The organism is Lachnoclostridium sp. Marseille-P6806, from assembly GCF_900625025.1.
GTDB lineage: Bacteria > Bacillota > Clostridia > Lachnospirales > Lachnospiraceae > CAG-791.
Genome location: NZ_LR130583.1, coordinates 80,980 through 92,616 on the forward strand (window position 1 = coordinate 80,980; position 11,637 = coordinate 92,616).

The 11,637-nt window shown below is 49.6% G+C and carries 10 protein-coding genes and 4 pseudogenes; 13 read left to right on the top strand and 1 reads right to left on the bottom strand.

Features of this window, described 5'->3' with window-relative positions:
* Positions 1-52 precede the first annotated feature (52 nt).
* From E0E20_RS10975 to E0E20_RS14640, 12 genes and pseudogenes are all read left to right on the top strand, one after another.
* Positions 53-958, top strand: a complete 906-nt coding sequence (locus E0E20_RS10975) for a carbohydrate ABC transporter permease (protein WP_130838241.1) — start codon at positions 53-55, stop codon at positions 956-958.
* A 1-nt stretch (position 959) separates the two neighbouring features.
* Entirely contained in the window at positions 960-1,796 is an 837-nt protein-coding gene (locus E0E20_RS10980) for a carbohydrate ABC transporter permease (RefSeq protein ID WP_130838242.1), read from the top strand.
* A gap of 34 nt (positions 1,797-1,830) precedes the next feature.
* A complete protein-coding gene (locus E0E20_RS10985; protein WP_242622766.1) occupies positions 1,831-3,156 on the top strand; it encodes an ADP-dependent glucokinase/phosphofructokinase in 1,326 nt (441 codons plus the stop codon).
* 36 nt (positions 3,157-3,192) lie between these two features.
* Positions 3,193-3,984, top strand: coding sequence for a MurR/RpiR family transcriptional regulator (locus tag E0E20_RS10990; RefSeq protein WP_130838243.1), 792 nt, complete (start codon positions 3,193-3,195; stop codon positions 3,982-3,984).
* Between the two features lie 66 nt (positions 3,985-4,050).
* Positions 4,051-5,028: a class II fructose-bisphosphate aldolase gene (locus E0E20_RS10995; RefSeq protein ID WP_130838244.1), complete on the top strand. Its 978-nt coding sequence runs from the start codon at positions 4,051-4,053 to the stop codon at positions 5,026-5,028.
* Between the two features lie 72 nt (positions 5,029-5,100).
* Positions 5,101-5,970 (top strand): aldose 1-epimerase family protein, encoded by an 870-nt coding sequence (locus tag E0E20_RS11000; protein ID WP_130838245.1) that lies wholly within the window; start codon positions 5,101-5,103, stop codon positions 5,968-5,970.
* A gap of 20 nt (positions 5,971-5,990) precedes the next feature.
* Positions 5,991-6,674 carry a D-lyxose/D-mannose family sugar isomerase gene (locus E0E20_RS11005; protein ID WP_130838246.1) on the top strand — a complete coding sequence of 228 codons (684 nt, stop codon included), beginning with the start codon at positions 5,991-5,993 and terminating at the stop codon, positions 6,672-6,674.
* Between the two features lie 366 nt (positions 6,675-7,040).
* A pseudogene (locus tag E0E20_RS14075) lies at positions 7,041-7,259 on the top strand (sugar ABC transporter permease); the annotation flags it as partial.
* A 100-nt stretch (positions 7,260-7,359) separates the two neighbouring features.
* Positions 7,360-7,530, top strand: a pseudogene (locus E0E20_RS14805) (ABC transporter permease subunit); the annotation flags it as partial.
* A 230-nt stretch (positions 7,531-7,760) separates the two neighbouring features.
* Positions 7,761-8,054 (top strand): hypothetical protein, encoded by a 294-nt coding sequence (locus tag E0E20_RS14810; protein WP_442911486.1) that lies wholly within the window; start codon positions 7,761-7,763, stop codon positions 8,052-8,054.
* A pseudogene (locus tag E0E20_RS11020) lies at positions 8,005-8,574 on the top strand (nucleoside hydrolase-like domain-containing protein); the annotation flags it as partial. The gene E0E20_RS14810 and the pseudogene E0E20_RS11020, both read left to right, overlap by 50 nt.
* 314 nt (positions 8,575-8,888) lie before the next feature.
* A pseudogene (locus E0E20_RS14640) lies at positions 8,889-9,050 on the top strand (L-rhamnose mutarotase); the annotation flags it as partial.
* 135 nt (positions 9,051-9,185) lie between these two features.
* Here E0E20_RS14640 and E0E20_RS11025 read toward each other — a convergent pair.
* On the bottom strand, positions 9,186-10,052 hold the full coding sequence (locus E0E20_RS11025) for an AraC family transcriptional regulator (RefSeq protein WP_130838249.1): 867 nt from the start codon (positions 10,050-10,052) through the stop codon (positions 9,186-9,188).
* Positions 10,053-10,248: 196 nt separating this feature from the next.
* Here E0E20_RS11025 and E0E20_RS11030 point away from each other — a divergent pair, with 196 nt between their 5' ends.
* Entirely contained in the window at positions 10,249-11,604 is a 1,356-nt protein-coding gene (locus tag E0E20_RS11030) for an ABC transporter substrate-binding protein (protein WP_130838250.1), read from the top strand.
* Positions 11,605-11,637 lie beyond the last annotated feature (33 nt).

Consider the following 11,637-nt stretch of genomic DNA (forward strand, 5'->3'; position numbering starts at 1 on the left):
GATTGGCCAGGCCGCGCATAGCGTGGCCTGGCTTGCAAAAGGGGTAGGGGTTATGGCTAATGGATTTAAAAAACAAAGTACAAAAACTGCGAGAAGAGTGGCAGTTTCCTACTCGTATTTAGCGCCGACGCTGGTGTTGATGCTTATCTTTTTGGTTGTTCCGATTGTGATGGTTATCGGATACACCTTTTTCGATAACGTAATCGTCAATAAAAATCCGGTTTTTGTAGGAATTAAAAACTACGTGTCTGTTCTTTCGGACAAGAGCTTTTGGCCGGCGGTTGGACATACATTGTATTTTGTAATCATCAGTCTGATTGCACATCTGCTTATCGGTATGGTTTTTGCCCTGATTTTAAATACCAGATATTTAAACTATAAAACCAAAGCTTTGTTCCGTGTTCTTTTCGCACTGCCGTGGATGTTTACCGCATCGGTCATTGCAATAGTCTGGAGAATGATGATGGATCCGAGCGGTGTCCTGAATTATTTTCTTCTTACGTTCCATCTTGCAGACTCGAAGGTGCTGTTTCTGGCATCAAGAGATTTGGCTCTTTTCTCTGTTACATTGATAAATATATGGTCGGGGTATCCGTTCTATATGATCAGTATCCTTGCAGGTCTGCAGGGCGTATCTACGGATCTGTATGAAGCAGCAGCACTGGATGGCGCAAATGCTCCTCGGACATTTTTCTATATTACATTGCCTACGATTAAGCCCATTCTTGTCAGCCTGATGATGCTCGACTTTATCTGGACATTGCAGCAGTTCGCACTGATCTGGATGACAACCGGTGGCGGTCCGGTGAACGCATCAGAAATGGTAAGTACATACATTTATAAGTACGCTTTCACAAAGTACGAGTACTCAATGGCTTCAACGGCAGCAGTTATCCTGTTAATCGCCTGTACCATTATCGGTATTTTCTATGTAAGGCATCAAAGATCGGAGGCATGACATGGTTGGCAAAAAGAAAGGTTATGTAAAAGCGATTATAATCGTCATCCTTGTTATTGGTACGCTTTGGGCGGGATTTCCTATCTTCTGGATGCTGGACAATTCGTTCAAGAATAATGCCGACATTTTCACGTTCCCGCCGACATGGTTTTCGAAGACGTTTGGTTTTAACGCGTACATTAAGATCTTCCAGAACCCGGAAGAGATCCGGTTCTTTATTAACAGCTATGTGATTGCGGCATGCGTGGTTGTGCTCACATTGTTCCTCGGAATTCTTGCGGCATATGCCTTTTCAAGATATGACTTCCCGGGGAAAAAGATCATCAACACGCTGATCGTTTCGGTACAGGCAGTTCCTCCCATTACGCTGCTGATCCCGTACATGAGCCTGATTGTTTCGTTAAAGCTCTATAACACGTACTTTGCGCTGATCTTTACGTACCTGGTTACAAACTTGCCGTACTGCATTCTGATGACAACCGGTTATTTGAACACTCTGCCAAAAGCATTGGACGAAGCGGTAAAGATCGATGGCGGAAGCAGCTGGACTGCACTGTGGAAGATTCTTATGCCTACGGCGATCCCCGGTCTTGTGTCGGTAGGTATGTACACCTTCATGCAGGCATGGAACGAATATCTGTTTGCACTTTCTCTGACAAAAACAAACAGCATGCGTACGGTTCCGGTAGGGATTAACCTTCTGATGGGGCAGCACTCCTATGAGTGGAACCAGATGATGGCTATGAGCGTATTAGGATCGATTCCGGTACTTCTTTTGTTCCTGTTCTTCCAGAAGTACTTTATTGCCGGTATGACAGCAGGATCCGTTAAGAGCTGATGTGTTTTGTGATTACGGGGTTGAGAAAGACGAAATGATGACAAAAGAGTTTATCAACAAATACGCTCATGCGCTTGACTCCATGGTGGAAAGAATCGAGAAGCGGAACGCAGGGGAAATACTTACGGCGATGGGGTATACGAGCAACTTAGATCTTCTGTGTGACTTTGATGTAGATCGGCTCAATGCTTTGCTGGAAGAGCACATGAAGGGCGAAGACCTGTTCTCATTAAAAGCTGCATCACTTATCAGAAATATGGACGATTTGCTCCGTACCATCGTCCACTTCTGTATTAACGGAATTGGCGGTGAGGTGGACGTGGAGAATACGGAGGCTGTGCGCGGAACCTTCCACTTTAACTACGGTATGGGCGGCACGGCTGTACAGGCTGCACTTGCACTTGCGCAGATTGGCGGATGTTCGCTTGTGCATCTTACGGACGACTCCAAAGAGGTTTGCGAGCTTTTGGATAAGCCGGAGGTCTTTGTAGCGCTGGATGACAATACGATTGGCCATACGAGCGAAGTTCAGCGGCGAAACGAGCAGGAAATACACTTTATCATTCAGTTCCAGAAGGGGTCGGAGATTCGACTTGGAGATAAAAGTGCAAGAATACCGGTGTCGAATCGCCTGATTCTTACGAAAGTAACGGTAAACGAAACCGTTCCGCTTTGGGATCCCTACTTTAACTGGATTGAAAAGAATGCTGCGAAGGTGTCCAGCAACGTGCTGTCGAGTTTTAACTGTTTATTGGATTCGAACGTACTCTTAGAGCGCCTTAAGTATGTAGAGGCACATGTTAACCGGTACAAGGCAAATAATCCGGAAGGCATTGTGTACTATGAGGACGCGCATTATCACGACGCGGGTGTTCGAAAGATGCTTCTTGAAACCATATATCCTGCGGTAGATATTGTCGGGATGAACGAAGAAGAACTTAAGTATACTTTGCGGCAGATGTATCACGTAGAAGTGGATACGGAAGATGTTCTGTCATGTATAGCGGGGGCCGAGTATTTAATCAAAAAGTTTGGCATCAAGAAGGGTATTGTAATCCATACAAAGAATTATGGAATGTATGTTGGAGAGAAGCTGGCGGCAGACATCGAGAGCGGCATCATGTATGGAAATATCACCGCCACTTCAAAAGCAGCAAACGGATGGTATGGTACGAAGGAACAGATTCGAGAGGTATTGCAGTATGATATGAGCCTGAAAGGCATAGAGTTTTGGGAGACCGTAAGTAAAGCACATTTTAACGAAGAGGTTATTGTCGTTCCGTCCAGGTACATTGATAAGCCAAAATACACGATTGGACTTGGTGATTCCTTTGTAGGCGGGCTACAGATGTGCTTCTAGCTTCGGAATCCCCCGCCAATAACAAGAGAGGAGTTTATGGATAACAGTATTTTGAATCTGGAAGTAGCTGAAGTTGTTCGTATCAGGTATAAGGATGCACTGCCTGCTGCCAAAAAGGTGATGGACTATATCGTACGCCATCCGCAGGACGTGATAAATTATACCGTTTCCGACCTTGCAAATCTATGTGGAACAAGCGTTGCGTCTGTCGTTCGGGCCTGTCACTGGCTTGGATATGATGGATATAAGCAGTTAAAAACGTGTCTCGCAAGAGACCTTGGGAAAAGAGATATGTCGCTTACGAGTGACGTATCAGAAAGCGCTGTCGCAGAGTCCTTGAACGAGCTGTCAAATTCCATCAAAGCTATGCAGCAGATCATTGACGAGGATGCGATCAGAGAAAGCGTGAAAAAGCTAAAGGCAGCAGGGCATGCACATGTTGTTGCGGCGGGTAATACGGCAAACTTATCGCAGTACATTGGTTTTCGCCTGGAAAGAGTCGGTATTAAAAGCTCTTATTACAGCGAGCCGGCGTACATCTTAAACAAGATAAGCTTTGCCGATCCAGGAGATGTCGTACTAGCCATATCAAAGTCTGGCGCATCGCAGTCGGTACTAGATGCGGTCAATCTGGCAAAAGAGAAGGAACTGGATGTGATCGTGATAACGGCAGCAAGCGGTTCGGAGCTTGCCTCTATGGCAGATGTGCTTCTTTTAAGCGGAGAGGCAAAGGGGCTGGGGCATCTGCACAAGTCGTACTCATATTTTGATGAGTTTGTTATTGCGGAAGTCATTGTCGATCTTGTTATAAACGGAGAGGTGGAGTAGGTAGTGAAAGGTAACATCGGCCAAAAGGCCGTTGCATAAATGCTTTATTTTTAGGAGGGTAAGGATATGTTGCTAAACATGAAAGAGTTGTTAGAGGTTGCGGACAAGAATCATTTTGCTGTACCCGCGTTTAACATTGCGGACTATGCGATGTTCAACGGAATTATGGATATTTCCGAAAAGCTGAATGCTCCGGTTATTATCGAAATTCACCCGACTGAGCTTCGCCATATCGGGTCAGACGCTATTGCTGCAATGGAAAAGAGAATCTCCACATCCCCGATTCCGGCAGTTATCCATCTCGATCACGGCGCATCGTTTGAAGATGTTATGGGCGCTATCCGGGCAGGATTTTCTTCTGTTATGATTGATGCTTCTTCTCTTTCTTTTGAGGATAATGTAGCTATTTCGAAAAAGGTGGTTGAGGCTGCACATGCTGCCATTTCTTATACAACAGTAGAAGATGATAGTGATCCGAGAAAGGGCACAAACACAGAGGACAAAAAGCAGTGGCACTATGCACAGTCCTACAAGTTCGCGGATGTTTCCGTAGAGGCAGAGCTTGGAACCATTGGTGTTATCGACGAGAAAGCAAAGGTGGTTGATAGCTCCGTTATTAAATACACTGAGCCGGAAGACGCTGTAAGATTCGTAAAAGAGACCGGTGTTGATACGCTTGCGGTTGCTATCGGAACTTGCCACGGTGATTATCCGAAGGATCAGATCCCGGAGCTTAAGCTGGATCGTTTGCAGGCAATCAAGAAGGCACTTGTAGATGCGGGTCTGGACACAAAGCTTGTTCTTCACGGCGGATCCGGTAATAAGCCGGAAGAACTACAGGAAGCGGCAAAGCTTGGAATCAGCAAGATTAACATTTCTACAGACATCAAGAAACCGTACTATCTCACAATGAGAGAAGTGTTAAAAGATATGGGACTGCGTGAACCGAATTCAATCCAGCCTCCGTGCATTCAGGCAATGCAGGAAGTGGCTGCAGAGAGAATCCGGTGGTTTGGCTCCGAAGGCAAGGCTTCTTTGTATTGATGTAGTTTAGCGGGTGCCAGTATTGCTGATAGCAGTGCTGGCATTTGTTTTATACGAAGAAAGGAAGATACCATGCTTTCTTTATTATCGAATGAGCAGCTAGATATCGTGACCTCTTCTACGGGAGCGGAGCTGCTTTCTGTGACATGTAATGGCAAGGAATATATATGGCAGGGGAGCAAGGCGTATTGGGAATATCATGCACCTGTGCTCTTCCCATATGTAGGTAGGCTCACGGATGATCGGTATACCTATAACGGACAGATGCATAAGCTGAAGATACATGGGTTCGCTATGGATTCCGAGTTCTCGGTCGTTGAGAGGACTGATGCGTGTATTGTGTACGAATTGCAGGATAATAGCGACACGTACGAGGTATTCCCGTTCCACTTTAAGCTGCGGGTTGCATATACGCTGCAGGAGTCCACAGTGGAAGTGCTGTATACGGTAGTGAATGAGTCTGATGAGATGATGCATTTCGGGATTGGTGCGCATCCCGGATTTAACGTGCCGCTAGAGGATGGAGAGGGGTTTGAGGATTATTTGATCAAATTCTTAGGTGGGAGCGAACCGGACCGTGTGCTGTTTTCGGACCGTGTGTTATTGAATGGGTCGAGCGAACCGTATTCGCTTCAAAATTCCTGCATACGACTGCGTCACGATTTGTTCGATAACGATGCGATCGTGCTGCAGAACATGGGGTACCGTGTGAGCTTGGAATCGCAGAAGAGCACGAGGAAGGTAACATTAACGTATCCTGGCATGCCATACCTTGGTATTTGGCATGCAAACAAAACGAAGGCACCGTATGTGTGCATAGAGCCGTGGGCATCACTTCCTTCTCGAGATGGCGTTTATGAGGATCTTGCGTGTAAGAGCGCTCTAATACATCTTCCTGTTGGGGAAGTCTATACCAATAAGTGGTTGATGGAATTCCAGTAAGGCAAAGGGGGAATAGGGCCGTGAAACGATCAGAGATAAATCAGGTTATAAAAGATATGGAAAAGCTTGCTGCTGATTGCGGATTCAAGATGCCGGGGTTTGCATCCTGGACAGCGGAAGAGTGGAAAAGCTGCGGGCACGAGTATGATGAGATAAGAGATAATAAGCTTGGCTGGGACATCACAGACTTTGGACTAGGAGATTTTTGGGACTGGGGATTTGGACTTTTCACGATACGGAACGGAAATCTTGCCATGCCGGACAAATATCCAAAATCGTACGCTGAAAAGCTGCTGGCAATGTATCCGGGTCAAAAGGCGCAGATCCATTATCACGTAGCCAAGATGGAAGATATCATTAATCGTGGAGGCAACGATATAATAATTAAGGTTTGGAATGGTTCGAAGGAAAAAGAGCTGTTGGATACAGATGTCACGGTTTATACGGACGGAAAGAAATACACTGCGCCTGCCGGCACCGAGGTGCTGCTGCATCCGGGTGATAGCATCACGATCACACCCTATTTGTTCCATGAGTTTATCATGCCGACGGCTGGTGGAATGGCGCTGCTTGGAGAGGTTTCCCAGTGTAACGACGACGATAACGATAATTTTTGGTACGACAGTAGGGTTGGACGTTTCCCGACGGTAGATGAGGATGAGGCTCCGTATCGTTTGTTGTGCACTGAATATCCGAGGATGTGAGCGCGAGATCGCAAGACAAGCAGAGGTTGGATGAGATAACCATAAGTTCTAGAAGAACCGCAAGTAGGTGGATGTATTTCCGCTTGCTTCGCGGAGTATAATCCCATATTTGACAGTAGAAAAGCTGCGAGGCCTTCAGATACAAGGCTTTCACAGCTTTTATGATGCATAAAAATGTAGCTAGATATTACTTCTTTTTCTTGGTCAGCCTGATGACCTGCTTCATGTTCACATCAGATAGGATTTCGTAGTCGGTTCTGAATCCAAAGGCTTCATGCAGTGCGTCCGGCAGATCTGTTCTTGTGTATGCAGGAAGGTACCCTTGTTTCTCTCCGGGACGATACATGTTCATTTCTTTCAAGGCGTGGAGAATCTTTTTACAAGAACTTCGGCCTGTTTTATCAGGTTCCCATGAACCAGGGGGCATTGTATGCCACGACGCAGACCATCGATACCTATGTTTACAGGGGATTGCTTCAGCTTGGCAATATCTCCATGTCGGCGGCCGCCGGCTTCTATCAGTCCGTGATCGGCTTTGCGCTGCTCCTCGCAGCCAATGCGGTCGTGCGAAGGCTCGATGCGGAATTCGGCCCTGTGGGAAAACCTGGTGCGGACAATACTGGTGTGAACAATCACGCGGATGCGACGATTTGCTCCGAAGCTTGAATCGCCCCCGTCGCTGCTGATGAGTGCGTTCAATGTCATGCTGATGAAGAGCTACTTTGTCACGGCCGTCCCGTACGAGATCATCGAGGCGGCGGAGATCGACGGCGCATCCGCGCTCAGGACGCTTTCCGCTGTCGTGGTGCCGATGGCGAGGCCTATTATCGCGACCATTGCCCTTTTTGCGGGGCTGCGTTACTGGAACGACTGGAACAACGGATATATTTATCTGGTCAAGAGAACAGACCTGTTCAGTATTCAGAATCTTCTGAACCGTCTGATGCAGAACATCAATTCGCTGGCACAGAATGCAAGCGAGGTGGCCAGCGTCAGCGCAGGGCTCTCGGAAATCCCCTCCGTCACGGTACGATCATTACCCAGGACACGGAGGTTGACGACCAGAACTCGCTGCGCCATTTTCTTTTGTACAGCAATGAGGTCGAATTGGAAGGCATCGTCCAGACGTCCTCTATGTTCCACTGGCAGGGCTTCCCGGCGCGAAGACGCCGGAGCTGCGAAGAAACAATCTCACGGGAGAACCGGAACTCTGTCCCGCGTATGACCGGCCGTATCGCTGGATCGGTACGTCATGGATGTGGGAGCAGATCGACGCGTATAAAAAGATCTATGCGAATCTCACGAAGCACGCGGAGGGGTAGGGTACCCTGCGCCGGACTATCTGCGCAGCATCACGAAGATTGGGAATGTCGGACATGAGGGCGAAATGGAGCTTCATACCGATGGCTCGGAGCTGATCCGCGAGCGTATCCCTGCGGAGGATGAGCAACCTCTGTTCATCCAGCTCTGGGGAGGAGCCAATACCGTCGTCCGCGCGCTGAAAGACATCGAGGAGCGGTACGCGGACGGAGCGGACTGCGAAAGCAAGGATACGCTTCGGGCCGCCTTTATGGACAAATATATTCTTCATGGAAACGTCCCGCTGCTGGACGGATACTGCACGTACATGGACGGGACGCGCTATGAGGGAGAACCGGAGGAGGGACAGTTCGGGACGAATCCGGAGCTTCTGTCTCTTGTGAACGGTTGGCTTCCCGGCGCAGGCTCCTTTAAGGCGCACGATTTCTTGTCGGAGGGGGATTCTCCCTGCGGCTTCTTCCTCTTTGACCGGGGCTTCCGCACGGCGGAAACGGAATCCATGTGGCCCTTTGTCGCGGATATTCAGTGGGATTTTGCGGCGAGACCAGATGGTGCATCGAGGAAGATGATTCCAAAGTAAGACATGCGCCGCGGCTTACGATTGCCGAAGGGCTGGACGCGGCGGCCGGAGCGGTCATCGAGACAGAGGAAGCCGGAGAGACGGCGGAGACGTCCGCCGGAACGGGATGGGAGTGCGACCGAAGCAGACGCCTGCCTTATCGGCAGGAGAGCCTGTGAAGCATCGGCGAGCTTGTCTTCGGATATTATGAGACGGCGGACTGGATTTCGCATCCGTCCGCCTCGATGCGGCTGATGTATCTGGATTCCGGTATAATCCGGGAGAGCAAGGAGCTGATCCGTCACCGCGTGTTCATGACAAAGCTCATGCTGGGGATGCAGGAGGAGTACAAGCGGCGTCACGACGAGCTCGCCGCGTCGCGGGGCGGTCCGGTGAATCCCGGCCCGGACAACAACTTCTCGATCTGGAATGCGGGGGAGTATATCTTCGGCTACGATGAGATCGATGTGACGATGGAAGCGGAGGGGACGGAGGCGTCAAGAGACGCTGTGATCCGCTGGGAGACGCAAATGCTGGAGATCATGCGCTGGCTCACCGATGATGTGGACTGGCTCACGGGGAGCGGCATCCGTACGCGGCGAGAATCGGGTGGTACGGCTGAGAGGCTGGGGTCAGTCTTCGGAGCGCTGACGAAAATACTGACGGTAATCTCCGGGTGTCATGCCCTCGCGTTTCTTAAAGGTCTGAATAAAGTAGCTCGCGCTGCTGAAGCCGCAGAGGGACGCGATTTGTCCGATCGGCTGCGCGGTGCTTCGAAGAAGCGATTTTGCATAGGAAAGGCGCCGCGTGATGAGATATTCATAAGGACTGAACCGGGTCTGCTCCTTGAAGCAGTGGGCGAGATAGTATTTACTGACGCTGAGAGCCCGGCAGAGTTCGTCCAGAGAAAGTGCCGTGGCAAAATTTTCCTCCAGATAGTCGAGGGCATTTCTGACAAGCGGGGAGAGCATGTGATCGCGTCCCTGTCTCGTTTTTTTCAGATGGATCAGGTAATCGGAGCATAGTCTAATGAGCAGCGTCGAGCTCCGGATGGCGTCCGTTATGTCCCCGCTTCCGGCACTGTGAAACAGCTCGCGCAGCAGAGACTCGGGCGTATTGCGGCAGATATCCCAGTGCTCCGTGATTTCGGTGAGATATCCGTCGATGCAGGAACCGGAAAAATGAATCCAGAAGAAATCCCAGACATCCCCCGGCAGGGCGTAATAGGAGTGAGGGAGATCGCAGTTGAGTATGGCAGAGCAGCCGGCAGGCAGCTCTGCTTCTTTTTGCTGATAAAGGATTTTTCCGCAGCCGCTTCTGGTGTAAAGACAGAGATAGCTGTGGAGATGGCTTCGTCCGATCACGCCGTAAGAGGCGGAGGCGTGATAACGGCCCATGCACTGAATATAGAGATATAATTGTCTGATTTCCTGCGAGGGTGTCAGATCCTCAGCCCAAGAGTCCTTTCCAAGGCTGGCATAGGGGATGATGGTTCTCATAGAAAATCCTCACGCTGTAAAAGCAAGATATTGATATTTTGTCGGCAAGATACGGGGATGATTTCAGAGAACAGTCGTGATATTCTCTGCCTATAAGAGAATTATTGCACATAAAAATAAAAAATGCAGGCGAAATTATATGCAATAAGAACATATATGTAAATGGTATTTCACATAAAACAGGGAGGAAAGGGAGATGAAAGAAAAAAGCAAAAAGATGACAGCTCTTGTGACAGCAGGAATCATGGGTCTCTCTGTACTGACCGGATGCGGAGCCTCCTCCGGGACAGGAAATACAGCGGAGACGGAGAACCGGGAGGAACAGAGCGCCGCCGGGGATGCGGCAGCAGGCGGAGAGACGACGCTGACGATATGGGACTGGGATTCGGCGTTCACGAAACATATGTCAGAGTATTATGCTCAGACGCATCCCGGGGTGAAATTTGAGTTTGTCAATGTATCTACGGCTGATTATTTCCAGAAGCTGCAGGGAGCGCTTTCTTCCGGGGAGGGTGTTCCGGACATTATTCTCTGTGAGATGGCGTATCGGGGAAAGGTGTTTGATCTCGGGATTCTGGATGATCTGACGAAAGAGCCGTACGGTCTTGACCCGGCGGGAATGTATGATTTCGCCGTAGATCTGGGATCGGACCGGACCGGAACCCTGCTCGGTTTGGAGCAGCAGGTGTGCCCCTCCGGCCTTGCCTATCGGAGAGATCTCGCGAAAGAATATTTCGGGACCGACGATCCGGAGGAGCTGGAGGCGATGTTCTCGAACTGGGACGCGTTTATTGCCGGAGGAAAGGAAGTGTTAAAGAAGAGCGGAGGCCGTGTGTATATGCTTCCGGGGCTTGCCTCCTGCGCTTTCTATATCCTGAGAAATCAGGATCCGTTCCCGTATATCACAGAGACAGAGATTGATATTACAGGACGGTATCAGAACGATATTACGACGCTGGCACAGATGATGGAAGCAGGAATCATTATGCCGGGGGACTCGGAGACGACGATCGCCGACGGTTTTGTCAATAAGAGCTTTCTGTTCTATCCCTGCGCGCCGTGGGTGGAGAAGTGGTATATTGCGGCGAATGACCCGGAGGGAAGCGGAAACTGGGGACTGATGGCGGCCCCGGGGGGTGGATATACCTATGGCGGAACCTCTGTCGGAATTTACAAGGACAGTCCGAATAAAGAGGCGGCGTGGGATTATATCCGTAGCGTCTACTGCGACGGAGACGGCATCAGAGAGGCATATGCAAAGTTCGGCTTTATGTCCGGCTTCCGCGCAGCCTACGGGGAGGATTCGATCTATCTTGAGCCCAGCGAATATGACGCGTTTTTCGGAGGACAGGAGCTCGGCAGAAAATATAAGGAAATCATGGAGGCGGGACTCAAGGGACAGGTGCAGACGACGTCTGAGGCCAATGTTCTCACGGCGATTGGCGTTGCTCTGGCGGCGTATGACAGCGACCCGTCCATGACGCCGGAGGAGGTTCTGCAGCAGCTGATCAAAGAGGTCAGAGCATCTTGCCCGGACGTTACGGTGAAATAATATCGAGAGGCTCTGCCGCGCGCGGACTGCTTC

Excerpts from the sequence above, each read along its gene's own strand:
- E0E20_RS10975 (WP_130838241.1), top strand. The coding sequence starts at position 53 with ATGGCTAATGGATTTAAAAAACAAAGTACAAAAACTGCGAGAAGAGTG.
- E0E20_RS10980 (WP_130838242.1), top strand. The coding sequence starts at position 960 with ATGGTTGGCAAAAAGAAAGGTTATGTAAAAGCGATTATAATCGTCATC.
- E0E20_RS10985 (WP_242622766.1), top strand. The coding sequence starts at position 1,831 with ATGATGACAAAAGAGTTTATCAACAAATACGCTCATGCGCTTGACTCC.
- E0E20_RS10990 (WP_130838243.1), top strand. The coding sequence starts at position 3,193 with ATGGATAACAGTATTTTGAATCTGGAAGTAGCTGAAGTTGTTCGTATC.
- E0E20_RS10995 (WP_130838244.1), top strand. The coding sequence starts at position 4,051 with ATGTTGCTAAACATGAAAGAGTTGTTAGAGGTTGCGGACAAGAATCAT.
- E0E20_RS11000 (WP_130838245.1), top strand. The coding sequence starts at position 5,101 with ATGCTTTCTTTATTATCGAATGAGCAGCTAGATATCGTGACCTCTTCT.
- E0E20_RS11025 (WP_130838249.1), bottom strand. The coding sequence starts at position 10,052 with ATGAGAACCATCATCCCCTATGCCAGCCTTGGAAAGGACTCTTGGGCT.
- E0E20_RS11030 (WP_130838250.1), top strand. The coding sequence starts at position 10,249 with ATGAAAGAAAAAAGCAAAAAGATGACAGCTCTTGTGACAGCAGGAATC.